Annotated in this window: 29 protein-coding genes and 1 pseudogene; 17 read left to right on the top strand and 13 right to left on the bottom strand. The window is 56.9% G+C overall.

Features of this window, described 5'->3' with window-relative positions; genetic code table 11:
* Positions 1 to 1,500, bottom strand: a complete 1,500-nt coding sequence (gene istA / locus EGT36_RS28160) for an IS21 family transposase (protein ID WP_052821263.1) — start codon at positions 1,498 to 1,500, stop codon at positions 1 to 3.
* A gap of 434 nt (positions 1,501 to 1,934) precedes the next feature.
* On the opposite strand from istA (EGT36_RS28160), the gene EGT36_RS28155 reads away from it, so the two are divergent.
* The 5 genes from EGT36_RS28155 to EGT36_RS28135 all read left to right on the top strand — a co-directional run bounded on the left by EGT36_RS28155 (position 1,935) and on the right by EGT36_RS28135 (position 5,274).
* Positions 1,935 to 2,318: a hypothetical protein gene (locus EGT36_RS28155; RefSeq protein WP_210211246.1), complete on the top strand. Its 384-nt coding sequence runs from the start codon at positions 1,935 to 1,937 to the stop codon at positions 2,316 to 2,318.
* Positions 2,319 to 2,352: 34 nt separating this feature from the next.
* A complete protein-coding gene (locus EGT36_RS28150) occupies positions 2,353 to 2,988 on the top strand; it encodes a hypothetical protein (RefSeq protein WP_125271594.1) in 636 nt (211 codons plus the stop codon).
* Between the two features lie 87 nt (positions 2,989 to 3,075).
* Positions 3,076 to 3,861, top strand: coding sequence for a MucR family transcriptional regulator (locus EGT36_RS28145; RefSeq protein WP_125271593.1), 786 nt, complete (start codon positions 3,076 to 3,078; stop codon positions 3,859 to 3,861).
* 340 nt (positions 3,862 to 4,201) lie between these two features.
* Positions 4,202 to 4,888 (top strand): AAA family ATPase, encoded by a 687-nt coding sequence (locus EGT36_RS28140; RefSeq protein ID WP_172965737.1) that lies wholly within the window; start codon positions 4,202 to 4,204, stop codon positions 4,886 to 4,888.
* Positions 4,885 to 5,274: a hypothetical protein gene (locus EGT36_RS28135; RefSeq protein ID WP_125271591.1), complete on the top strand. Its 390-nt coding sequence runs from the start codon at positions 4,885 to 4,887 to the stop codon at positions 5,272 to 5,274. Before EGT36_RS28140 ends, EGT36_RS28135 begins: the two co-directional genes overlap by 4 nt.
* A 32-nt stretch (positions 5,275 to 5,306) precedes the next feature.
* Here the strand turns inward: EGT36_RS28135 and EGT36_RS28130 are convergent, their stop codons facing one another.
* Together EGT36_RS28130 and EGT36_RS28125 are read right to left on the bottom strand one after the other, a co-directional pair.
* Entirely contained in the window at positions 5,307 to 5,888 is a 582-nt protein-coding gene (locus tag EGT36_RS28130; RefSeq protein WP_125271590.1) for a hypothetical protein, read from the bottom strand.
* An 8-nt stretch (positions 5,889 to 5,896) separates the two neighbouring features.
* Positions 5,897 to 6,343 (bottom strand): hypothetical protein, encoded by a 447-nt coding sequence (locus EGT36_RS28125; RefSeq protein ID WP_125271589.1) that lies wholly within the window; start codon positions 6,341 to 6,343, stop codon positions 5,897 to 5,899.
* A gap of 113 nt (positions 6,344 to 6,456) precedes the next feature.
* Between EGT36_RS28125 and EGT36_RS28120 the strand changes: the two genes are divergently transcribed.
* From EGT36_RS28120 to EGT36_RS28110, 3 genes are all read left to right on the top strand, one after another.
* Complete coding sequence (locus EGT36_RS28120; protein ID WP_125271588.1) at positions 6,457 to 6,885, top strand: hypothetical protein; 429 nt, start codon at positions 6,457 to 6,459, stop codon at positions 6,883 to 6,885.
* On the top strand, positions 6,882 to 8,354 hold the full coding sequence (locus EGT36_RS28115) for a M23 family metallopeptidase (protein WP_125271587.1): 1,473 nt from the start codon (positions 6,882 to 6,884) through the stop codon (positions 8,352 to 8,354). Before EGT36_RS28120 ends, EGT36_RS28115 begins: the two co-directional genes overlap by 4 nt.
* A gap of 344 nt (positions 8,355 to 8,698) precedes the next feature.
* The gene (locus tag EGT36_RS28110; RefSeq protein ID WP_125271586.1) at positions 8,699 to 9,112 is read left to right on the top strand and encodes a helix-turn-helix domain-containing protein; all 414 of its coding nucleotides are present in this window, start codon (positions 8,699 to 8,701) and stop codon (positions 9,110 to 9,112) included.
* Here EGT36_RS28110 and EGT36_RS28105 read toward each other — a convergent pair.
* The 10 genes from EGT36_RS28105 to EGT36_RS28055 form a co-directional block, all read right to left on the bottom strand.
* Positions 9,109 to 9,909 (bottom strand): ATP-dependent DNA ligase, encoded by an 801-nt coding sequence (locus tag EGT36_RS28105; protein ID WP_125271585.1) that lies wholly within the window; start codon positions 9,907 to 9,909, stop codon positions 9,109 to 9,111. The two genes, EGT36_RS28110 and EGT36_RS28105, sit on opposite strands and share 4 nt — an antisense overlap.
* 137 nt (positions 9,910 to 10,046) lie before the next feature.
* The gene (istB, locus tag EGT36_RS28100) at positions 10,047 to 10,781 is read right to left on the bottom strand and encodes an IS21-like element helper ATPase IstB (RefSeq protein ID WP_003501246.1); all 735 of its coding nucleotides are present in this window, start codon (positions 10,779 to 10,781) and stop codon (positions 10,047 to 10,049) included.
* 1 nt (position 10,782) lies between these two features.
* Positions 10,783 to 12,282, bottom strand: coding sequence for an IS21 family transposase (gene istA / locus EGT36_RS28095; RefSeq protein WP_052821263.1), 1,500 nt, complete (start codon positions 12,280 to 12,282; stop codon positions 10,783 to 10,785).
* A gap of 321 nt (positions 12,283 to 12,603) precedes the next feature.
* On the bottom strand, positions 12,604 to 13,668 hold the full coding sequence (locus EGT36_RS28085; protein ID WP_125271583.1) for a hypothetical protein: 1,065 nt from the start codon (positions 13,666 to 13,668) through the stop codon (positions 12,604 to 12,606).
* A 229-nt stretch (positions 13,669 to 13,897) separates the two neighbouring features.
* A complete protein-coding gene (locus tag EGT36_RS28080; protein WP_125271582.1) occupies positions 13,898 to 14,173 on the bottom strand; it encodes a hypothetical protein in 276 nt (91 codons plus the stop codon).
* Between the two features lie 14 nt (positions 14,174 to 14,187).
* Complete coding sequence (locus EGT36_RS28075; RefSeq protein ID WP_125271581.1) at positions 14,188 to 14,544, bottom strand: DUF6283 family protein; 357 nt, start codon at positions 14,542 to 14,544, stop codon at positions 14,188 to 14,190.
* An 11-nt stretch (positions 14,545 to 14,555) separates the two neighbouring features.
* Positions 14,556 to 14,813 carry a hypothetical protein gene (locus tag EGT36_RS28070; RefSeq protein WP_125271580.1) on the bottom strand — a complete coding sequence of 86 codons (258 nt, stop codon included), beginning with the start codon at positions 14,811 to 14,813 and terminating at the stop codon, positions 14,556 to 14,558.
* Positions 14,813 to 15,016, bottom strand: a complete 204-nt coding sequence (locus tag EGT36_RS28065) for a hypothetical protein (RefSeq protein ID WP_125271579.1) — start codon at positions 15,014 to 15,016, stop codon at positions 14,813 to 14,815. The genes EGT36_RS28070 and EGT36_RS28065 overlap by 1 nt, the downstream gene beginning before the upstream one ends.
* Positions 15,013 to 15,273, bottom strand: coding sequence for a hypothetical protein (locus tag EGT36_RS28060; protein ID WP_125271578.1), 261 nt, complete (start codon positions 15,271 to 15,273; stop codon positions 15,013 to 15,015). The genes EGT36_RS28065 and EGT36_RS28060 overlap by 4 nt, the downstream gene beginning before the upstream one ends.
* Before the next feature lie 15 nt (positions 15,274 to 15,288).
* The gene (locus EGT36_RS28055; protein WP_125271577.1) at positions 15,289 to 15,474 is read right to left on the bottom strand and encodes a hypothetical protein; all 186 of its coding nucleotides are present in this window, start codon (positions 15,472 to 15,474) and stop codon (positions 15,289 to 15,291) included.
* A gap of 102 nt (positions 15,475 to 15,576) precedes the next feature.
* On the opposite strand from EGT36_RS28055, the gene EGT36_RS31440 reads away from it, so the two are divergent.
* The 9 genes and pseudogenes from EGT36_RS31440 to EGT36_RS28015 all read left to right on the top strand — a co-directional run.
* Complete coding sequence (locus EGT36_RS31440; RefSeq protein WP_353411754.1) at positions 15,577 to 15,810, top strand: DUF6884 domain-containing protein; 234 nt, start codon at positions 15,577 to 15,579, stop codon at positions 15,808 to 15,810.
* A gap of 167 nt (positions 15,811 to 15,977) precedes the next feature.
* A complete protein-coding gene (gene tnpB, locus EGT36_RS31435) occupies positions 15,978 to 16,271 on the top strand; it encodes an IS66 family insertion sequence element accessory protein TnpB (RefSeq protein ID WP_080600525.1) in 294 nt (97 codons plus the stop codon).
* 208 nt (positions 16,272 to 16,479) lie between these two features.
* On the top strand, positions 16,480 to 17,289 hold the full coding sequence (gene phnC, locus EGT36_RS28045; RefSeq protein WP_006473175.1) for a phosphonate ABC transporter ATP-binding protein: 810 nt from the start codon (positions 16,480 to 16,482) through the stop codon (positions 17,287 to 17,289).
* A complete protein-coding gene (gene phnD, locus EGT36_RS28040) occupies positions 17,286 to 18,134 on the top strand; it encodes a phosphate/phosphite/phosphonate ABC transporter substrate-binding protein (RefSeq protein ID WP_003501103.1) in 849 nt (282 codons plus the stop codon). Before phnC ends, phnD begins: the two co-directional genes overlap by 4 nt.
* Positions 18,135 to 18,204: 70 nt before the next feature.
* Positions 18,205 to 19,011, top strand: coding sequence for a phosphonate ABC transporter, permease protein PhnE (gene phnE / locus EGT36_RS28035; RefSeq protein WP_006473411.1), 807 nt, complete (start codon positions 18,205 to 18,207; stop codon positions 19,009 to 19,011).
* Between the two features lie 13 nt (positions 19,012 to 19,024).
* Positions 19,025 to 20,023, top strand: a complete 999-nt coding sequence (locus EGT36_RS28030) for a phosphonate dehydrogenase (RefSeq protein ID WP_003501101.1) — start codon at positions 19,025 to 19,027, stop codon at positions 20,021 to 20,023.
* A gap of 12 nt (positions 20,024 to 20,035) precedes the next feature.
* A complete protein-coding gene (locus tag EGT36_RS28025; protein WP_286084373.1) occupies positions 20,036 to 20,914 on the top strand; it encodes a LysR family transcriptional regulator in 879 nt (292 codons plus the stop codon).
* Positions 20,915 to 21,294: 380 nt separating this feature from the next.
* Positions 21,295 to 21,897, top strand: coding sequence for a recombinase family protein (locus EGT36_RS28020; RefSeq protein ID WP_003501098.1), 603 nt, complete (start codon positions 21,295 to 21,297; stop codon positions 21,895 to 21,897).
* A pseudogene (locus EGT36_RS28015) lies at positions 21,890 to 23,479 on the top strand (transposase family protein); the annotation flags it as partial. The gene EGT36_RS28020 and the pseudogene EGT36_RS28015, both read left to right, overlap by 8 nt.
* Positions 23,480 to 23,706 lie beyond the last annotated feature (227 nt).

The raw sequence follows: 23,706 nt of genomic DNA, 5'->3' as shown, positions 1-23,706 counted from the left end.
TCAGCTTGCCCTCCTCAGGCTGTCGTAACGGGCGCAGTCGGCCAGAGGCTCATGGGTCAGGCGAAGCGCATCGGGGATGGAAAGGATGGCGGCCGGCTGCGGATCACGCTTGCGGGCCAGAATGTTGATGATGACGGCGGCCGAGAACACGCCCTGATCGATCGCCTCCTGGCAGGCCGCTTCGACGGCGGGGAGCCCGTCCAGGCCCACGCATTCGAGGATCGACACCATCTGCCGGTCGCCGTCATGCATTGCCTTCAGCCGGCGGCGCACCTTCTCCATGGCGGCGGGCAAAACCCAGTCGTGGAACGGCGCACCGTTGCGCAGTGCTCCCGGTTTGCGGGTCAGGACCGGCACGTAATGCCAGGGATTATAGATCGTCTCGCCACGGCCGAAGCAGCGATCGTGTTGGCCGATTTCCACGCCATCCTGCCGGATGACGATGCGATCTGCATAGGCATGTATCTCGGCAGGGCGGCCGACTGCCGTAGACAGTACCGAGTATTTGTTGTTGTCGAAACGCACGAGGCAGGTCTTGCCGATCGAGGCCTGCACAGCGTGGAAGCCGTCGAATTTGCCGGGATAGCCGACCAGGTGCGGCCGCTCCGCATCGAACACCTCCCAGATCGTGCGCTCCGTCTGATCGACGTGCTTATGAGCGCGGGCGTAACTGATGCACTTGTCCAGCAACCAGCCATTCAGTTCATCGTAGGATTTGAAGCGCAGTCGCGGCGTGAAGAAGCGTTCGCGCACCAGATTGACCTGGTTCTCGACCTGGCCTTTCTCCCACCCCGACGCCGGCGTGCAGGCCACCGGTTCGATCAGGTAATGGCTGCACATCTGTAGGAAGCGGCGATTGTATTGCCGTTCCTTGCCGACGAAGACCGTCTCCACCGCGGTCTTCATATTATCATAGATGCCGCGCGTGCAGGCCCCGCCGAAGAAAGCGAACGCCCTGTCATGGGCGTCGAAGACCATCTCTTGCGTCTCGCGCGGATAGGCTCTCACATACATCATCCGGCTGTGGCAGAGCCGGATATGCGCAACCTTCACCGTCGTCGTCACGCCGTTCAGCACGACAATCTCGTGGCTCCAGTCGAACTGGTAGGCCTCGCCCGGCGCGTAATAGAGCGGCACATAGGCTTGCGCCGTCACGGACCCGCGCTCCTTCGCCCATGTTCGGGCGTAACGCCGGACTGTGTCGTAACCGCCCTCGTAGCCGAGGTCGCGCAAGTCCTCGAATATCCGGATCAGTGTCAGCCGTTCGCGAGAAGATTTGGCCTCATTGGCGAGGAGCATTCCATCGAGCTGACCGCGCCAGGGGCCGAGCTTCGGCTGAGGTTGACGGGTCCGTTCGTATTTGAACTCCGTCTCATCGGTGCGCAAAACCTTCCGCACCACTTTCCGCGATATGCCCAACTCCCGGCAGATCGCCTTGATCGACTTGCCCTGAACATGGGCTAGCCGCCGTATCTTCAGAATTGTTTCCACAATAAGCATCCGAACAAAAAGCCTCCGATGAAACCGGAGGCTGTTGTAACCCCATTGCAAATGGGGGTCCCGTTTGGACGCCGATCACCCCATGTGCGGGGTCCTTATTCCATGCCTAATCACACAAACCCCTCTCGAACGTTTGTCTCGTCCGCCGTTGCTTTCGGCCGTCGAGCCATCATCCCTCCAATGCTACGACTTACGCCGTATTCAACCCCAACGTGCTCTTAAATCGCATTTCGTGTCGCTATCTTTTCTATGTCGTTCGTTCAATTTGCAAGCTATTTATATCACCCAAAAGCATTACACGTACAGCGATTGATTGTATAGCCTTGCACACGCTGTTGTGATCATGCGCATGATATAGATAGCATGCGCATGCAATAGCAATATTGCATGCCTTGTGAACGCTTTAGAAAAGTATTATGCTATAAGGGGTTTAGATGACTTTTGCGACACGAAGGGATAGCGCGATGGCGGCCGTTAGCCCGCTTCTTGAATGGGAACCACTGCCACCACGGTTGATATCCTTGGTGAATGATTCCTTTGCACCTCAGCCGGTTAAGACCCTATTCTCTCTTTGGGGCAGGCAGGCCGGGGCTATAAGCACCGAAGGGCTGACATTCGATGTACAGCCTGACGATCCCTCAGTTTCGACGGAGTTCGTCAATGCGCTCGGGGACCGGAATACGCTCTCTCTCAGCGCGAATGGCTTGAATCTCACGATCTCCAATGCGGGTGAGACGGCTAATTGGACCATTCCTCCCGAGGAAATTTTAGATGGTTCCCGCCTCGACACTTGGAGTGAATTGATTGTTCTGCAATAGTGCGCTTTCACATTCATAAGCTGGCGAGATGACAATGTGGAATCCTCTCCGGCGCAAACGCGCGGAAAAAGCCGACGAGGCCGATGAAATCTATGTAACTAAGGACGGCTGGATTCGTCGCGCCGGTCGCAGGACTTATCGTTTTGCCCGCTTTCTCGCACCAAATAATCCGGTAAAGCGCCAGCACGTTGATTCGCTCAAGCTGGCGCTCGAAGCTTTCAAAACGGATCGCCCCGCCTGCCCCGATTGCCAGCTCCATGGCAGGGACGGCGTTCTGTTACCCGTAGCTGACGATCCTATGAGCCGCCGTTGTTCGCATCCTGAATGCGGGACGGTGATTACTCTGAACACATTGGCGCAGGCGAACGCGCCTACCCTGCACTACTCGCCCGAGAAAAGGCGTGATTATTTCCTCCGGCAGGCAACCATGATGTTTGTGATCGCCTGCGTTCTGGTATCCGCCGCAGCGCTTTACAGCGCCTTTCGTGGGTCGGTCATGATGTTCATCGGCGGCCTTCTCCTTTCGGCCCCCTTGTTCATGACCGTTTTCGCCATGCGCTATCGGGCGTGGCAGGCTGTTACTGGCCGCTTCTATGAGACCGTGGCTCCATTGGGAGATTTCGTGAGAGATGAGCTGCGGAGCTTATTTTCAAGCAATGAACAACGATAACAAACAACCCCAAGGGGATGGAGAGCCGCATCATGCAACAAAATTACACCTGTACCTGTTTGGGTGCGAGAGAAGGACCCGCACTCGATGAAATTAACCGAGCCGATGACTGCAACACCAATGACGCTTACCGGCCAGATGGGGCATAACTTGTCCGCTGACTCAAATGATACGAGCCGTGCTCGTGTGGCTTCCTTCGGCATGAAGGTTAAAGAGCGCAAGGAGCGTGCCCGCGTTAAGCGTTCGCAGAAAGCGGAAGCTAAGCGTGCCGAGAAGATGGCTGCCGGGGAGACCGTCAGCTCTAAGCGAAAAACTCGTCCGAAGCCCGGAAGCGATAGGAGAGCTGAGCAGCGCACTCGCCAGAGGATGGCGGATGCTCTGCTCGCTCTGAGGGAAGATCTGTCTGTGTTCGCAAATCTCATTCAAGCCGATCAGGCGCTCGTCGCCAAGTTGGAACAGCATGAGAGCCGTATTGCTGCGCGAGAATCTAACGAACTCCCCTCCCCTCCCGACACTCCATTGGTCTTACCGGAATATCAGGCGCTTCTATCTCACATGGGCTATATGCTCATGGAGTTTGAAGGCCTGTTGAAGCAGATGGATGGCATGGAGACTAAGCCGCGCATGAAGCCGCTTGTTTCCGTCGAGAATGCGAGCACCGAGGATTATGTTGTCTCGATGCTGGACGGTGGTCGCTTTCAGGTCATGACCCGCAGCTTGCGTCACTATGGGATCACGGCCGCCGATTACCGTCGCCTTTTCGGCCTTCCGGAGGATTACATGCTCTGGACTGAAAAGGTGAAGCAGGCTCGATCTGAGATCATTTCTGAAAGCCGGGTTTGGGAGAAGCACCGGAACAGAAAGAAACGGTAAAATGCTAAAACGGCCATAGGAGGCCGTAGAGAGCCGATTTACGCCTCGGATGATCAATTCCTCATCCGAGGCTTTTCTTTGCTGTCAGCGGGCATCTATGGCGGTCGATTCGATGCGCCTTCAGCGTGCTAGCAAACGCTAGCAAATGACATCCAGAGATACACAGCGCATGCATACGATAGCTAACAACTGCATGTGATAGCTAGCGAATGCTATTGAAAGCATGGGAAGGCATACAAATGCAGTTACAGGCATGTGATGGATAGTGCAGGCAGGCGCTTGCATGTGCGAGCTTGCGATGGTATAAGGCGACATATTTGCACTTTTAGAGGGGATGGCCATGCCAATCATCGCAGCTTTCAATTCAAAAGGTGGTTCCGCGAAGAGCACTGCGCTAATCACGCTCGGCGATGCGCTCGCACGCCGGAATGCAACTGTCTCAATTATTGATACCGACCCTCAGCGCACGATTGCGAATTGGCGAGAGAAGGCCGTCAATTCGGCTATCCGTGTCGTGGAAGAAACCAACAGCGCCAATATTCATCGTCTCATTCGCGAGGAAACGGCACGCTCGACATGGGTATTCATCGACATGGCCGGTTTTACTTCGGACATGCGCACCCCCATCATCAGCAAGGCTGATCTGGTTATCATCCCGATGCAGCCAAGCCCGGAAGATGCACGTCTTGCGGCAGCAGCATTTGCCTACATTGCGACCGACGAAGAAACCCTTGGTCGTCCAATCGAACGCCGCGTTCTTTGGGCGCGCACGACCCCGAATTTTGTCACCCGCGTGGAGCGAAAGATTCGTGATGAGGTCGAGGAAAATGACATTCCGGCCTTCAAGACACATCTCCACGAGCGCTCGGCTTACAAAGCAATGATGGTGGGAACGACACTCTCAGAATTGGACCCCGAAGAATACAACGGCATCGATAAGGCAATTATCAACGCCGATCTGCTCGCCGCTGAAATGATCGAGGCCGTTATGGAGATTCAGGCGCGTAAGAAGGAGCAGGCAGCATGACCGGCAATACATTTGGGTTCGGAGCCGCGAAAAAATCCGCTCGTGTTCCGCAGGATATGGACGACATCAACAAGAAGCTGGAAGCCGCCGCCCAGCTTGCGCCACAGCCAGTGGACGACGACCCGGCCGCTGAACGAGCACTGCGGAAGGCGGCCGAGGAAAGGAATGATACGATACGGCAAACGCCGCTGGAGGTCGCCAAGAAGTTTCAGGCTAAAGGCCCCTCCAAGCAGCTCAGTGCCCGTCTATCGATCCGCGACTATAACAGGATGGTTCGGCTGTCCCAGCACTTGCGACTTCCATATGACCGCACCATTGAGGTCCTGCTGGACGCCGCAGGCGTAGGTGATGACGGTGTTCCGATGAAGCCCTTACATGTGGACTGACGAGGGGAGGGGGCGCTTGCGTCCCCTCTGGTTTAACCGGCTCCGGCCATCCCGAAGGCTTTGCAGAGGTTGTCGAGGCCTACTTGCAGCCCGATTGTGTTTGCGGCCATCGACGTGATATCGTTGACGAAATAGCACATAATCCCGCCGAGCAGGTAGAGGATCGGCTGGCCCCATGTGATCATTTCACCGTTCGATTTCCTATAGGCAGTACGGGCTGCATTGAACAAGGCAACGGTCCCGATCAACATCCAGATAATGGTCACGGAATAATGAAACTGCTGGCAATAGGTGCCGGAGATCGAGCCATTCTGCGCATAGTCGAGAACGTTTCTCGTCGTCTCATTCTGCCCCAGCGAGAAAGTTCCACCGATCTGATAGAAAATCACCGCACCAACAGCAGCAGCACTTCCGATGGCCAGCTTCATCAACGCGCCGGAAAAGCTCGCCTGACGGGTGGAGAACCGTGAATTGCCGGTGGTGTATGCATAACCTTCGATCAACCCCATACCCCCGACAATCACCCCAAAGAGCGTGATCGAAAGGATCATGATCGAGAAGACGATGGAGTTGAACGAGAATATGTTGATGATGATTTGGGTAAGGTCAGTCATCGACTATCTCACTGGTTCGCACTGGCGGCTTTCTGCAAAGCCTGATTGCGTGCTTTGAGGTTGGCTATCTCGGCCTGCAACTGCATGGTTTGCGACTGTAAATCCCGCACCTGATCCCGCAAAAGCGCGTTCTCGGCTGAGCACGCATCCTCAGCCGATCCGGGGGCGGCATACTGCCATGTTGGCTGTTGCTCTGGCGCATATTCATACTGAGAGACGTTCCCGTCGCCTCCCGGTTTCAGGACCACGGGGGGCGGTGGAGCCACCAGATCAGATCCCGATCTGGTTTCCTGCGCATGTACGGCTCCATGAATCGTCAGAAGGAACAGCATGGCTCCGGTCCACTTTCGAAAGGCTTTCATGCGTTTTTCGATCCTTCCATCGCTTCCGTATGATCTGCTGCAATGCGCTAGCAATTTCGAGAAACAGTTTCGAGAAACAGTTTCGAGAGACATATCAAACTCCATGATGGTTTCACAGTATTTTTGCGTGACAAATTATTGTCTTTCTCTCGTGCATCTGGCACAAAGATCGGAATATCCAAGCCGTGTGACGGGGAGGCCGATTCATGCCCGCATTGCGCAAGTTCATAGCCCTTGCCGCCGCTGTCGCGGTCGGCAGCTCCGTATTTACCGGTGCAGCTTGGGCCAAGTCGTTGACCTTGACTGAAACCTATGAGCCGGACGAGTGGCGCGATCCCAAGAACGCAATCGGGAATATCCTCGTGGACGAGTGGGCCGAGGAGGCAAAACAGGAGTTCGGCTCCTATGGCTTCGCCTACGGGCTGATCACCATCAGCGGGAAGGTTTTTCTCGTGTCCTCGCTCAGAGGAGCAAGCTGCGTTCCCAATTCTTGCACGTGGCGCATTGACCGGCTTTCATCCGGTTATCGTGTGGAAGCCAGCGGCAAGCCGTTCGAGGCCTGCGGTGAAATCAACAAGGTCGAAACCAAAGGCGACGAACTGACGATTTGCGGCAAGAAGGTCGTGCTCCCATGAGAACGCGCTGGTACGGCATAGGCACGGCCGCCCTGATTGCCGTTACATCGGCTGGCCTGCTTGCGTCCACGTCTTTCACCCTTGCGCGCCAAGCGCAACAGACGGCGACCAACTGCGCGGATTTCCTGCGGAACATCCGCATGTCCGAAGGTTCCGGCAATTACCAGACCAATACCGGTAACGGCTTCTATGGGGCCTATCAGATGGGCAAGCCAGCATTGATTGATGCAGGCTATATGAACCGGGACGGGAGCTGGACGGGTAAGAACGGCGTCAATTCCCTTGAGGATTACCTAAATAACCCCACGGCGCAGGATGATGCATTTCTGTCCTATGGCGAAAAGAACCTCGGCTATCTCGGCAACTGGCAGCAATATATCGGCCAGACCATTGGCGGCGTGCAGGTTACGCGCGCTGGCCTGATAGCTGGCTCCCATCTCGTAGGTGCGGGCGGTATGCGCTATTGGCTTACAAGTGGCGGCGACTGCACCAATCGCGGTACTGGCTCGGACGCCGTGGATGGAAACGGCACCTGCGCCGGAACCTATGTTGCGGAAAATCAGGTCAACCAACAATGCAGCCCGGATGGCAGCAACGCAACCGGTGGCTCCTGCTTGGTGGCTCAGCCCGTTCAAAGCCCGGTGATCTTTTCGGAATATGGCGCGTTCAATCGACCGGGTGTCTCGGGCGGAAATAACGGTTGGCACCGTGGCGCGGATATCTACCCGCAGGGCGCGCAGGGCGGCGCTTCTATGGGCCAGCCGCTCTATGCCGCGCATGACGGCAAGCTCGGCGTCGGCAGCATGGGTCTCCGGGTCGATGGTAGCCAGTTCCGAACCCTGTACCTGCATTCTAGCTCGATGCCGGAATCTCGTGACGTGAAGGCCGGTGAAGAGATCGGCAAGATCGGCGACAAGAGGGCAGCAGGAAAACCGCACCTTCATTTTGAGGTTCAGGTTCCAAAAAGCGCCGTCACATCGACGAAGTGCATCGTGGGACAGGATACGAATGATTGCGCTTTCCCGGTGGGTGGCGGCAAGCGCGATCCAAACGGCTATGCCACGTCGCAATCGCTCGCGTCAGCTTCGCCGAACACGTGGTTCTATGTGAACCCGGAGCGGTATCTGAAAGAGCGCGTTCCAGTGGTCGGCAATGCCGCCGCTCGAACCGGGCGTTCGCAGTCTCTTCCCAATTCCTGCACGCCGGGAACATCTCCCGCCGAAACCCCGATCAGTACCGGCGATAGCGATCCTGCTGCGTCGCTTGCAGGAGGCTTCGGCAATTATCTGTCAGGCGAGGGGTCCGGCGTTGCCAACGCGGATAAAGAGCTGCGTTCAATCGTGATCGACATCGCTCGACAAAGCGCTCTCGACGTCCGGGCGGCATCGTCCTCGGCCGCGCAGATGCAAGCCCGGTTCGATGCAGCCACCGCACAGTTGCTCTCGCTTTATGGCAGGGCAGGGGAGTGAGTTGGTGTATTAGGTGTTTTGAAGCATGTTCTTTCTTGGCGTAATCATCATTGGAGTATGGGGATGGGGTATTGTCACGGCAACCCGTCAACACAATCGTATTGATAGAGAGCGTTTCGAACGAACTAATTCATCAGGAGTTCTAATCTTCGACTCATACGAGGAAAAAAAGGACTTCGAGCGCCGAGAAAGACTTAATGAAGCACTTAACAAGGTTCTGGCTTTTCCGGGAGGCCCCCTAGCGCTCGTCGGACTACTCATGCTCTTCGCCCCTATTTTGGACTGAGGTCGATGGGATAAGCACGAGAGCCGGGAGAATCATATTAGCTGCCGAAGGAGTAACCATGTACCTGCATCCGACATCCGCCAAGAAACCGAATCCGACCGATATTCATGTTGGAAGCCGGATCAGGATGCAGCGCCAGCTACGCGGCATGAGTCAGGTAACGCTTGCCGAAGGTCTCGGTATCACATTCCAGCAGGTACAGAAGTACGAGAAAGGCACGAACCGTGTGGGCGCAAGTCGCCTGCAAGCCATCGCCGATCTGCTGCAAGTTCCTGTCTCATTTTTCTTTGACGACTTGTCGGATACTGTTGGAGAGCCGGGCGGCGAGGTCGATACCGAGAGAAGGCAGCTCATGGAGTTTGTCAGCTCCACCGAAGGCATCGCTCTCAATCGGGCGTTTTGTCATGTGAAGGATGAAAGCCTTCGCAGGCGAATTGTCAGCCTTGTGAAGGCGCTGGCTGGAGATACCTAAGTTTCTGGTAGTTGATCCATAGTGCAGTCGCGTGGGCGCTTGTCGTCGCGGAACCGCAAGATGCGCGCCCCATGCCGGAAATGCTGCCCTGTGATGCGATCTGCGCTCACTTCCGCCACCAGCTTGGGCAGCAGCGGCACAACCGATTGCTCCTTGCCGGTCCATCGGTTCTTGCCTCCCGGCGAGCGGCCGGAAAATCCTTGTCCGCCTATGAGTGGCTGTAGCAACTCACCCATCTCGCGGCTGTCCTTCTGATCGACGCGGGCATGTCCAACATAGTTGAGCTGTCCGTCATCATCATACAGTCCGAGTAGCAGTGAATCGACTGCGCGTGATCCTCGTTGCCAGTAGAGGCCGCCGACGACACAATCAACTGTCGTCCAGAGCTTGAACTTGCGCATCGCGCGTTTGCCGGGCTTGTAGGTCAGATCCAGCCTTTTTGCCATGATCCCCTCGATCTCATGCTTGCCGAGCCAGCTTTCTGCGGTGCGAAGTGACCGTGTGCCTTTGGAGATCGTGAGCCATGATGTCCGTCCAACGTTCTTCGCGAACGCTTCCAAGGCCTCTCGCCGTTCTCCCAATGGCTGATCTATGTAAGGGCGGCCGTCGAGCATCAGGAGGTCGAACGCTATCAGTCGGGCCGGATATTCGCGCGAAAGCTTTGCAATGCGAGATTCAGCCGGATGAAGCCGTAGCTGTAGTGTCTCGAATGGCTCTCCTGCAATCACCAGCTCGCCATCGAGCACAAATGTCTGGCTTGCGAGATCGGCGAGGCCTGCGGCTACCTCGGGTGTCAATCGGCGTCGTAACGGGACCCCTTATCGGCTCCCAAAAGGGACCCCTGCCTCTAGTTGCATCGGGTCAGCGCGCGTAGGCCCGGGGCTCTCCATTTAGCGCAAGGGCCTGCGGGCGCGGGTTGTTTGTCTTTTCGGCTTTAGCTTTGAGAGCGGTTTTTAAAGCGCCAGGATTCGTTCCCGGTTTCCACGATCTCGCAATGGTGGGTGAGCCTGTCGAGCAGAGCGGCGGTCATCTTGGCGTCGCCGAATACGGCCGGCCACTCGCCGAAGGCCAGGTTCGTCGTGACGATGATGGACGTCCGCTCGTAGAGCCTGCTGATGAGGTGGAAGAGGAGCTGGCCGCCCGCCTGGGCAAATGGGAGATAGCCCAGTTCGTCCATGATGACGAAGTCGAGCCTGGTGATGAAGTCGGCCAGCCGTCCCTGTTTGCCGCTACGTGCCTCCGTCTCGAGCCGATTGACGAGGTCGACGACGTTGAAGAAGCGGCCGCGTGCGCCATTGCGGATCAGAGCACGAGCAAGGGCGATGGACAGGTGAGACTTTCCCGTGCCGGTTCCGCCGACCAGAACGATATTGTGCTGCTCGGCGAGGAAGGCCCCGGTTGCGAGTTGGCGCACCAGGCCTTCGTTGACCGGCGTGTCGGTGAAGTCGAAGTCGTCGATGTCCTTGGCCAGCGGCAGTTTGGCGACGGTGATTTGGTATTTGATGGAGCGCGCTTGCTTCTCGGCGATCTCCGACTGAAGCAGGTCACCGACGATGCGCGGCGGTTCGTGCTGTCGCTTGATGCCGGAGGCCATGATCTCGTCATAGGCGCTACGCATGCCGAACAGCTTCAGCGTGCCCATCATGTCGAGGATTTGGGATCGTTCCATATCAGCTTGCCCTCCTCAGGCTGTCGTAACGGGCGCAGTCGGCCAGAGGCTCATGGGTCAGGCGAAGCGCATCGGGGATGGAAAGGATGGCGGCCGGCTGCGGATCACGCTTGCGGGCCAGAATGTTGATGATGACGGCGGCCGAGAACACGCCCTGATCGATCGCCTCCTGGCAGGCCGCTTCGACGGCGGGGAGCCCGTCCAGGCCCACGCATTCGAGGATCGACACCATCTGCCGGTCGCCGTCATGCATTGCCTTCAGCCGGCGGCGCACCTTCTCCATGGCGGCGGGCAAAACCCAGTCGTGGAACGGCGCACCGTTGCGCAGTGCTCCCGGTTTGCGGGTCAGGACCGGCACGTAATGCCAGGGATTATAGATCGTCTCGCCACGGCCGAAGCAGCGATCGTGTTGGCCGATTTCCACGCCATCCTGCCGGATGACGATGCGATCTGCATAGGCATGTATCTCGGCAGGGCGGCCGACTGCCGTAGACAGTACCGAGTATTTGTTGTTGTCGAAACGCACGAGGCAGGTCTTGCCGATCGAGGCCTGCACAGCGTGGAAGCCGTCGAATTTGCCGGGATAGCCGACCAGGTGCGGCCGCTCCGCATCGAACACCTCCCAGATCGTGCGCTCCGTCTGATCGACGTGCTTATGAGCGCGGGCGTAACTGATGCACTTGTCCAGCAACCAGCCATTCAGTTCATCGTAGGATTTGAAGCGCAGTCGCGGCGTGAAGAAGCGTTCGCGCACCAGATTGACCTGGTTCTCGACCTGGCCTTTCTCCCACCCCGACGCCGGCGTGCAGGCCACCGGTTCGATCAGGTAATGGCTGCACATCTGTAGGAAGCGGCGATTGTATTGCCGTTCCTTGCCGACGAAGACCGTCTCCACCGCGGTCTTCATATTATCATAGATGCCGCGCGTGCAGGCCCCGCCGAAGAAAGCGAACGCCCTGTCATGGGCGTCGAAGACCATCTCTTGCGTCTCGCGCGGATAGGCTCTCACATACATCATCCGGCTGTGGCAGAGCCGGATATGCGCAACCTTCACCGTCGTCGTCACGCCGTTCAGCACGACAATCTCGTGGCTCCAGTCGAACTGGTAGGCCTCGCCCGGCGCGTAATAGAGCGGCACATAGGCTTGCGCCGTCACGGACCCGCGCTCCTTCGCCCATGTTCGGGCGTAACGCCGGACTGTGTCGTAACCGCCCTCGTAGCCGAGGTCGCGCAAGTCCTCGAATATCCGGATCAGTGTCAGCCGTTCGCGAGAAGATTTGGCCTCATTGGCGAGGAGCATTCCATCGAGCTGACCGCGCCAGGGGCCGAGCTTCGGCTGAGGTTGACGGGTCCGTTCGTATTTGAACTCCGTCTCATCGGTGCGCAAAACCTTCCGCACCACTTTCCGCGATATGCCCAACTCCCGGCAGATCGCCTTGATCGACTTGCCCTGAACATGGGCTAGCCGCCGTATCTTCAGAATTGTTTCCACAATAAGCATCCGAACAAAAAGCCTCCGATGAAACCGGAGGCTGTTGTAACCCCATTGCAGATGGGGGTCCCGTTTGGACGCCGATCACCCCATGTGCGGGGTCCTTATTCCATGCCTAATCACACTTATAGACACCTGTGCGCGCCGAGGATCGGCCGCGCTTCCGCTTACCGGTACGTTCCCCCTCGGCCATGTTGTTGAGCGCGTCGTAGACCTCGCGATAGGGAAGCCCTGTTGCGATAGCTATTGAGCGGCAGACACAATCTCCCGCACTACCTTTGAAGCCTGCCGCTGCCCGGCCGCCATCGTCAAACTCGAACTGCATGGTTTTTACTCGACAGTTTTAGCTGGCCGAACAACGTAGTCCTTCTGCGCAACGCCGGTCGCCGCCGATCCCACAATAGCTGCACGGACCCAAACGCTTTTGTGCTCAAGCCTTCTGATGTGCCCGCGCCGCAGGTGCATTCTCGGCGAGGCATGCGTGCCACCAGCTCCATCGGCAGAGGCACGGCCGCCCGGCCGTTCTGCGGATAATGTGAGCACCTTGTAGGAAAAGAACGGTTGCTTGCCGCTGGCGATTCGCGCCTTGTTGAGCTTGGCGCTCGGTTCGACATCTGCGGTCTCGACGTTCTCACAATTCAAGACGGCACAGGCTTGGAGGAGAGCCAACGCTTCGTCGCGGGTATCGCTGGAAATCGAGTAGAACCCTTCCTCGGGATTGTGCCGAAACATGGATTCGAAGTGTTCTGGCTGGATGATGAACGGCTCGCTGTCAAATTTCATGACTTTCTTGCTGATCAGACCTACCTCTTTCAGCGCCTCGTACGACCGGTGAGAGAGCGAGTTGAGGCGACCATCGTCTATCGGCGTGAAGCTGTTGTCATAGGGGATGAATGCGCCGCCCAGCCCGACGGTCCACATTTTGTGATTGTCGAAATAGGTGACAGGCAAGACAAAGACGCCACCCTGTGGGAAGTGGTCGAGAATAGTATTGAGGCCAAAATCTCGCAGAGCTGGAGGCGTAGCCTCTGGTTCCCAGCAAAGGGCAATGCGGCGTGAAGCCACTACTTGTTTAATTCCGCCTATGGATTCGATCAAAGTATCCGTCTTCCATGGTATCTCGAAAGCCACGATAGGATAGGGAAGCTTGAGCAGATCGAGATGCGACTGTGAAAATGAATCCACATCGAGGAGCGCGCCGCAGTTTGGCAGGATGAACTTCACTGATGCTTGCAGCAGGTCTATCACTGCGCTGACCGACCGCTTGGATTGGACAAAGTCAGGCTGCGTATGCGCGTTCAGGCGCTTCAAATCCTCAATCGCGTGAGCGCAATAGTTGAGCGCTGAGATGCTTTCGTCATCAGCCGTTGCTCCGGCTATTTGTCCCTTTTTCATGTGTCCCTACGTTCGTTGATCTGTCGGTGTCATCTCGCCACGCTGCGGCGTGAAATTCACCTTTCCAGAACTCTATCATTCCATTCCAGCCGGGTTTGCCCCAGCCTTTGTGTGTGCACTCCAGACCGAACGATCTCAGGAATGTGCGGCAATCATTGATGTCGCCCGAAAACCGAAGCACCCCTTTTGAATCGACACTACCGAGAACAGGCATCGCGATCCCTTCGAGTTATGCGGCTAGAGGCAGAGCTTCGCGCTCACCATCATCAGGCGCGGGATCTGCAATCCGCCAATGGTGAACACTTCCCAGCCCCTCAATAGGACCGAACCAGTCGATCAGCCCCAGCGCTGAAAGCGCGTCAAGGCGAGACCGGCATCGCCGGAGGGCTACTCCGCACCACTCGGCGATTTCGCTTGTGCTCCTGATCCCGTGGCCACCCTTTTCAAGGTCGCGGTGAACGGCGCGTCCGAGGCAATCAAGGATGGTTTCATCGAGCTGGGGCATGAGCTGGTTGCCTTCTATTCCGGCAGGGTGTCTTCGAACCGTTCGTGCTGTGGGCCATCCAAGACGACGCTCCCGATGTTTTCACAGTCACGAACAGCAAGCCGCAGGGCGATGTTATTGCCGGGGCCGAGCTGGTGCATCAGCCAGCCTACACAGTGGGCCTCGTGTTCCGCTGGGTGCTCGTGACAGGCCATCACCCGCAAGGGAGCTTGGCCGAGCACCGCAGCTAAGTTGCCCGTGTTGTCCGCGATGGTGGAGGAAAGAGCGCGGTGTTTCGTTTCACAATATCCATGCGGGATTTCATGCGGGTCGGTCGAAACCTTCCACGGGCATTTTTCGCACTGGCGTACTCGTTTCAGCTTCCAAGGCACATGGGTCTCCGTCAAATAGGGTCGAGAGGCCGTAGCCCGATTTGTGGGTCATCAGGCCAAAGGCGGTATTTGAAGCCGAGATAGCCCGGCACGTCCTTGCCATCTCTGTGATAGAAAAGTGCCCGCACCGTTACGCTGCCATCGCGGTGCATTGTCTCGATACGGGCACGAACATCGGCGCTGCCAGTGTTGTATAGAACCCCACTGCCCTTCTGCATTGCCTTGCCGTGCTGCCCGGTTACGGAGGCAGGGCCGTTGAAATCTGTCATCACAGTGACTCCGCTTCGGGAAGAGCTTCGCGCCCGGCGTCGGTCAATCTGACACGCGCATAATTCTTGTCGCGGCCGGGCGGTGTAGGGCCGACCTCGGCAAAGCCCTTTGCAATAAGACGATCCAAGGCTTCGCCACGGCACTCGCCATAAGCGGAACTTTCTTCCTTGCTCAACCAAACAAGCAGAAATTCATCGGTCATATCTTTGCCTCCGGCTTGGCGTCGAGAATACCAGCATCGCGAGCCATCTCTTCTGCTGTGCCCCACGCATCGAACCGGTCGTTCGTGTAGTATGCGATTGCCTCAGCACGCTCCCGAGTAAGATTGGGTCGAGAGATACGATATTCGCCATCTTGCTTACTGATTGTGAGTCCGAGGGCGCGCACCGCGCTAAACAGGGCCTTGTCGTTACGGGTCGGAACGGCCAAAGCATCGGCAATGATCTTTGCGACGGTCATTCTGAAAATCCGGCATTAGATTTCGTAGGTCCGAGAGCCATCTGGCAACTCGCGGGCGATTTCAACGTGAAGCGTCTCGATCTCATCTTCTTCGTAATGGTTATCGCACCATTTCAGGGCATCGCTATAGCTGTTTGCAGTATGAACATCGCATTCACGTTCATAGCCTGCATTTTCGACCACAACGTATTTCTTCGTCATGTTTGCCTCCGGGCGGAATTTCACCAGTCGATTGACATTACGAATGATTGCGGGCTAAATGTCAAGCACTAAAGATATGGCAATATGTAAGGGCGAACTGGAATGCTCGATCATTGGAAACAGGGTGAGCCATTAGGCGAAACGGCTGTCCCGTTGCATTTGGTAGCTTGTGTTAAAGCAAAGGCGAGCGAGCCAATGCGAGCCGCCAACCTCTATCAGTCTGTTTGGTTCAGGAAAGCTCGGGCATACGTCGAGGCGCGACAAGCGCCTTGGTATGTGCTCTCAGCTTTGCATGGGATTGTCGATCCCGATGATCTTGTCGCTCCCTATGTGTAGCGGCTTGCCAACATAAGCGCCTCTGCTCGCAAACATCGGCATTTTCTGCTCGAATTATCTGACAATGGAGCGGGCGTCGTGCTCACGCTCTTTGCCAATGTGCTCGCAAACATCCGGGTCTGCTTGCAAACATCCGCCACGTGCTCAGATTAATTGCCAGCGACGGCATGGTCAAACCGGGACGCCTGCCTGTCGTAGTTGCTCGGTCAGCTGACGGGAATATTCGGGATCAAGGGTGCCCGCCAGGAAGGCGCGGATATACGGACATGCGCTGTGGCTTTCCCTCCTTGGCGCTTCGGGTGCAGGAGGTTCTGCAGCATGATCCGTTGTCAGGGCATCTCTTCGTCTTCAGGGGCCGCAGATCGGATATTTTGAAGATCATCTGGCATGATGGTCTGGGCGCCTGCCTTTTTACCCGGCGGCTGGAGAAGGGCCGGTTTATCTGGCCGAATATGGGATAGCATCCGTCAAGGTGGTGTAGAATTGGGACCGGGCCGTCATGATCAGGCGGCTCTGGGTGAAATTTCTCCATCGCAGCTACGCGAGGAGGTAGAGCTGAGTTTAAGTGCTGTCATTGAAGTTTCACGAGCCTGATAAACGGACGTCATATGTCGCCCATAGTGATGCAAATATTCAATCGATGCACCACTAACGATCAGGATTATTGTGATGCTGGCTCTGAACGGAGTTGCCGTGACCTATGCCAACGGCACCCAAGCTTTGAAGACAACGACATTGACGTTCAACCAGGGTCAGTTCGTCGTGCTCCTCGGTAGATCCGGCGCAGGCAAATCTACCCTCATCCGGACACTCAACGGCTTGGTTGCGCCGACGTCTGGTTCGATCACTTCTAACGATATTGGTGCTCTGGATGCGGAAACTAAGCTTCGCATTCACCGAAGGCGAACTGGGATGATATTCCAGCAGCACCAACTCATAGGGCGCTTGAGCGCGCTCGACAACGTCATGACGGGCCGCCTGGGCTACCACTCTGGCTGGCGTACGTTGTTCCCTATGCCGCGTTCGGATCGAAGGCTGGGGTTGGAATGCCTTGAACGCGTAGGCCTTCTTGATAAGGCTCTCGTCAGGGCGGATCAACTATCCGGCGGTCAGCAGCAACGGGTGGGCATTGCGCGCGCGCTGGTCCAGAAGCCCCAACTGGTCCTTGCAGATGAGCCCGTTGCAAGTCTGGACCCTGAAACGGCTGTCGAGGTCCTGTCGCAGCTTCGCGAAATATGCACAGCCGACGGCATCACTGCTGTGATCAGCCTTCATCAGATCGATCTAGCTCGCCGGTTCGGCGACCGGGTCATTGCTATGCGCGACGGGGAAGTGGTTGCGGACGCCGCTGTCGACGAACTGACCGATCAAATGTGTGCGTCGATCTACCGCAGCGCCCCAAGAAATCCGACCACAACACAAGATTTGTCCAACTACGAGTATGATCAACCTTTAGCTGCCATGGAGGCCGCATTATGAAGAAGCTTCTGTCCCTCGCATTCCTCGCCGTTCTTGGCTGGAGTTCGTTGGCGCATGCTGGCTCAAATCCAGAGACATTGCGCGTCGCGTTGCTACCGGACGAGAACGCCGCCACTGTCATCAAAAACAATCGTCCTCTCGAGGAGTATCTTGAGAAGACACTCGGTCGGGAGATTGAACTGATCGTAACGACCGACTACTCGTCAATGATCGAAGCGATGCGTTTCGGCCGGCTTGAGTTGGCTTATTTCGGGCCGCTCTCTTACACGCTCGCGAAAACCAAGGCTGATATCGAGCCTTTCGCAGCACTTATGAAGGATGGCGAAACTACCTATCGCGCTGTAGTTGTCGCCAATGCAGAGGCTGGCATCGAAAGCCTTGAAGATGCAAAAGGGAAAAAGGTCGCGTTTGGGGACGTGGCTTCCACCTCAAGCCACCTTATCCCGAAATCTATGCTGCTTAAGGCCGGAGTTGAGGCTGGAAAAGACTATAGCGAGAACTTCGTAGGGTCGCATGATGCCGTGGCTATTGCAGTGCAGAATGGCAATGCTCAGATTGGCGGACTTTCGTTGCCCATCTACAATTCAATGGTCGCTCGTGGCACCATTGATCCTAAGAAAGTTATCGCCCTCGCCGAGTCCGATCCGTTCCCGCAGTACCCCTGGACCATGCGGTCGGATCTTGACACTTCGTTGAAAGAGGCGATCACCAAAGCCTTCATCGACCTTAAAGACGAAAAGGTATTGGCATCCTTCAAAGCCGATGGGTTCGCTCCGATCGATGACAAAGCCTACGACGTCGTCCGTGAGCTCGGTAAAGTGCTGAACTTGGACCTGAGTCAGTAAGGCGCGTTCGAGACAGTTTCTCACCTTTCGACGCAGGCGCTGGCCTGCGTCCTTTCTTCCAGGATATGTGATGACACAGCCGTCGGCCGACTACGACTCTATCCTTCAACATCAAAACAAAGCTTGGACCAGAGCTGGCGTGATCGCGTTGGCAATTGCGTGTGTGATCATTGTTAGCAGTTATCACTCCGGTCTTCTTGATCTGGAGCGTCTGGGATCTGGGTTTCCTGCGCTCTGGCAGCTCGGTACGGAAATGTTTCCCCCGGATTTCAACCGAGGCTTGGAGTGGATCAGCCCTCTCATCGACACTCTGGCGATGAGTATAGCTGGGACTGCGATCGCGGTACTGATATCACTTCCAGTTGGCTTTTTCGCCTCAGGGAAAACAGCACCCAACGCTGTCATCTATATGATCTCGCGTGGATTGTTGAATGGTCTACGGTCGATCCCGGAGCTGATTATGGGCATCGTCTTCGTGGCGGCAGTGGGATTTGGAGCGCTCCCAGGCGTGCTGGCTCTTGGTCTTCACTCGGTTGGCATGGTGGGCAAGTTCTTTGCGGAGGCGATCGAGCATTGCGATAATGCGCCTATAGAAGCCGCACGCGCAGCTGGTGCGTCGCCGTTCCAGATCGTGACGCGGGCGATCTTGCCACAAGTTCTACCGCAATTGGCCGATGTGACCATCTATCGGTGGGAGTACAACTTCCGCGCCTCGACAATCCTGGGCACTGTGGGAGCTGGTGGTATCGGTTTCGAGTTGATGACATCCCTCCGGATCATGAATTATCAGGAGGTTCTTGCGATCATGCTCGTTGTCCTTCTGATGGTCACCATCGTTGACCAGGTCGGCGCTCTCCTCCGCCGCCAGCTGCAATAGAAGGATAAATTAAATGCTCCCAAAGGTAGTAATCACCCATCGCGTCCACGAGGAGATTATCTCAAAGCTATCTCCCCACGCTCGTTTAGTTTGCAACGATACTGATGATACATGGCCCCGCGAGAAACTGCTCGCAGAATTGAGCGACGCCAAGGCGATGATGGCGTTCATGCCGGACATGATCGACGCGTCTGTACTCGCGCACGCTCCCGATCTTCAACTTGTGGCATGTGCGCTGAAAGGCTTCGATAACTTCGACATCGAAGCCTGCACGCAGCGTGGAGTCCACGTCACGATAGTGTCCGATCTTCTCACTGACCCGACAGCCGAACTTACAATCGGTCTGATGATTGCTCTTGGGCGGCACATTCTGCCAGGCGACAAGAGCGTCAGGAGGGATTACAAAGGTTGGCGCCCTCGGTTTTACGGCCTTGGGCTGCAGGGCACAGCAATCGGCATTTTAGGGATGGGAGCGATCGGAAAAGCTATAGCACAGCGCCTAAGTACCTTCGGCGCCATTGTGTCGTACTGGGATCGTCAATCCCTGGACAAAGCCGATGAGATCAGACTGAACGTAAAGCCTCTTGAATTTGACCAGTTGATCTCGTCGTCTACCTTTCTTGTGTGTGCACTCCCGCTTTCGGCCGAAACGAAGCATCTCCTCGGCGCTGAACAACTCGCCAAAATGCCCAAAGGAGCACTTCTTATTAATCCTGCACGCGGAAGCGTGGTTGATGAAGAGGCTGTTGTCGCTGCATTGCAGGCGGGGCGCTTGGGAGGCTACGCCGCTGATGTTTATGAGATGGAGGACTGGGCCAGACCCGACCGGCCTGACAAGGTCCACGGGGGTCTCCTCAATCGCGAACATGATTCGATCTTGACACCCCACATAGGCTCAGCAGTGGCGAAGTCGCGTTTGGCTATCGAGCACGAGGCTGCTGACAACATTATAGATTTTGTCCAAGGCCGAAGACCTCGTGCGGCAATTAACGAGGTTCAACTAATTCCTTGATTAGAGAAAGTAATGTTTAGCCTTTCGCATGTCGCAGCATTCATAGAGGTAATCGAAACTGGCAGCTTTCACGAGGCGTCGCGACGGCTTCAGATATCCCAACCGACTGTCTCACATAATGTGAAACGATTGGAGGATATACTAGGGGTGCGGCTGGTCGAGAGGAGGAAGGACAAGTGTGTGCCGACTCGGCAAGGGCTCGTATTCTTGCCATTCGCACGCAGCCTTTTGACCGTCACGAAGAGATCTCTGGACCGCCTGCACAGCGGCCGGATTACGTTGGGTGCCAGTACTAACATCGGTACCTATATTTTGCCAGTCCACTTGAAGCGTTTACAGGATGCTCAAGGCCGGCCACCTGAGGTGGCCGTTGCCTCAAATCCTGAAATCATCGAAAAGCTCTTGAGGAAGGAGATTGATCTAGCCTTTACCGAATGGTGGGACGATCGAAAAGGATATCAAGCCCGCCTTTGGCGGAAGGAAAAGCTGGTAATAATCGTATCCCCACAGCATAATTGGAGGACGCGAAAAACAATTGAAGCGGCAGAGTTATTTCAAGAGTCCCTCATTGGCGGAGAACGTGGAACCGGTACCGGATCCGTGCTCCGCGAGGCCTTCGGCCAAGCGGCAGAGCAATTCCCAATCTCATTCAATGTCGGGAGCACTGAGGCTGTGAAGCATGCAGTTCGAGCTGGTCTCGGCATTTCGATCGTGATGAGGAGCACTGTCCTCGATGAGCTCGCGTCGGGTAGGCTTTATGAGGTTTCTGTTGAGAATGTGGTTCTCGAAAAGTCTGTGTGGGCTGTACATCCCGTACATATGGAGGATGGTTCACCGGAAGCAATCGCGCTTAAGGTTATACTCGATGCGAGCGCCCTCTGGGTGACCTAGAGCACGTCCACATTACTCGGGGTCATATCCGCAAGATTTGAAGTAGTTGGCGCATTCCTGCGGCTCGAACATGGTAACGGCCTGGCCGACCGCATCCTTTGGTATCGCCGCCTCAATTCCCGGAGTATCCCATACAAGGGGGACAAGATCGGGGACCGCCCGATTTTCGATGCGTAAGGTTCCCTGCTCCATGTCGCGAATATTCGGCCGTCAGACACATAGTTGGTTTCCATGGATCGTTTGTCATAACGAGGGTTTTTGAGCATGCCATAGCGCATGCCGTCACGCCCCTTGAATGGCGCGATGGAATCTTCTCAAAACTGTTATAGAAACGGTTGTCGCAAAATGCTATGTGTCCAACGACTTTCAAGAACATTTGGATGGCTATGCGGGTCGGGTACGCCAGGGTCAGCACGATCGATCAAAATCCGGAGCTTCAGCTTGAGGCGCTGAGACGCGCCGGTTGCGAGAAGGTGTTTACCGAGCGCGGGTCAGGCGCTCGCGATGACCGCCCGGAATTGGGCCGAATTCTCTCCGACGTGCTTCGCACTGGTGACACGCTCGTTGTCTGGAAACTCGATCGGTTGGCGCGATCGCTAAAGAAGCTCATCGCGACGGCGGAAGAGTTGGAGCGCGCGAAGATCGGGCTCGTGTCCTTGACCGAGAGCATTGATACGACGACGCCGGGCGGCATGCTGACCTTCCATGTCTTCGGTGCGATCGCCCAGTTCGAACGTGCTCTGATCCGCGAACGCACGACGGCTGGACTGGTCGAGGCGCGGCAACGTGGCCGCAAGGGTGGCCGCCCGCCCGCGATGCGCCCGGGCGATATTGCCGCGGCGCGCGCCCTGATGAAGGAAGGCAGCATACCGGTACGCAATATTGCGCAGCGCATGGGGGTTTCTGTTGCAACCCTCTATCGTCATATCGGCAAGAAGGGTGGCTCTCCCAAAACAGTGGAATCCGAGGACGTCCATGGCTGAGCGGAGAAAGCGGCCGCCCGGAGAGGCTCTTGTCGATCTTCGACGCCGATTGTCGCTGCTTTCTCCCCGTGATCCAGGCCGTACCGAGATTGTTGCTCGTGCCGCCGATGCCTACGGCATCTCGATCTGGACCCTGTATCGGGCGCTGCGGGAGTTGAACCGCCCGAAATCCGTACGGCGCGCCGATCACGGAACCTCCCGGATCGCCCCGCAGCCGGAGATGGAAACCTATGCCGAAATCATCGCGGCCCTGAAGATCAGAACGGCGAACCGGAAGGGGCGGCATATCTCCACGGCGCGCGCCATCAAGCTGCTTGAGGAAGACGGCGTGGTGACGCCCGATGGCCTGGTCCGTGCACCGCCCGGCATCTTGAAACGCGCAACGGTCGATCGGCTGCTGCGTGTTTCCGGCCTGGATTATGCGCGCGTCACCCGCCCGGTGGCTGCCGTCCGATTCCAGGCGCGGCGTTCCAACGAACTCTGGCACTTCGACATGAGCCCGTCCGACCTGAAGCAGGTGGAAGCGCCGCTTTGGGTCGAGGAAGGGCGCGGCCGGCCGACGCTGATGCTGTTCTCCGTGGTCGATGATCGCTCCGGCGCGAGCTATCAGGAATACCGCTCCGTCTACGGCGAGGACGCGGAGTCCGCCTTGCGCTTTCTCTACAATGCCTTCGCCGCCAAGCCTGAACCGGAACTGCCGCTTCAGGGGATTCCAACGACCATCCATATGGATAACGGGCCGGTGAGCCGCTCGCGCGTTTTCCAGTCCGTCATGGGTAGCCTTGGTGTCCGGGTTCTCACGCATATGCCCCGTCGGACAGCGAGCGGCGCACGCCGGCGCGAGCGAAAGGCAAGGTCGAGCGGCCGTTTCGCACGATCAAGGAAGTGCACGAGACCCTCTATCATTTCCACAAGCCGAAGGACGAAGAGGAGCCAACCTTTGGCTCAGGCGCGCCTTGTCACCTACAATAACGGCGACCATCGCACAGAGTCTCATGCACGCATCGAGGATTGGCTGCGGCATCTTCCTCCTGACGGGGTGCGGGCGATGTGCTCCTGGGAGCGGTTCTGCGCCTTTGCGCGCGAACCGGAACGACGGACGGTTGCTGGAGACGCGACCGTATCGGTCGAAGGCGCATCCTATGAGGTCGAGCCCGAACTTGCCGGCGAAACGGTGACCTTGCTCTGGGGCCTGTTCGATCAGGAACTGTTCGTCGAGCATGAGGGCAAGCGCTTCGGTCCATTCCAACTTCGCGCGGGGCGGTTCCCCTCTTTCGCTATCGCAAATACCAGAAGAGCAGCTCGAAGAGCGGCTCGACAAGGTGGTGCGCCTGGCAGACCAACTTGGGCTCCCCCGCGCCGCGGTCACCGGCGGGGATCGTCCATTGCCTTCGCTGCCCCGACCACGGCTGGGCTGAGTGTACGGCGGACACCGTTTCCGGAACCCGCAATAGAGACCGCTTATCCAAATGGCCTCGCAGCCCGTGGGGCCATCGCCGACCAGCTCGGCCGGCCGATCGGCGCGATGAATGCCGGTGACCGCGCCTTCATCAATGAACTGCTTGGAGAAACACTCGACAAAAGATGATCGCGGCCGTATCCGCGAACGCTTCAGGCGCGAAGAAAGGAAGAATGATGCTCGCTGACGTTCAATCCAGTTACGGCCTCGACCGGCCTTTCAAGGGGCCGGCAACTTTGAGACCGAGCATCAGCGCACGATCATCCGCGAGGTGTGTGCGGCCGTCCAGACCGGTCGGCTTGTCGTGGTCTCCGGCCTGGTCGGTTCGGGGAAAACCCACCTTTTGCGCC

This window comes from Agrobacterium sp. FDAARGOS_525 (genome assembly GCF_003938925.1).
Lineage (GTDB): Bacteria > Pseudomonadota > Alphaproteobacteria > Rhizobiales > Rhizobiaceae > Agrobacterium > Agrobacterium pusense.
The sequence above is the reverse complement of the archived record's forward strand: the minus strand, read 5'-3'. Positions and strand labels throughout refer to the sequence as shown.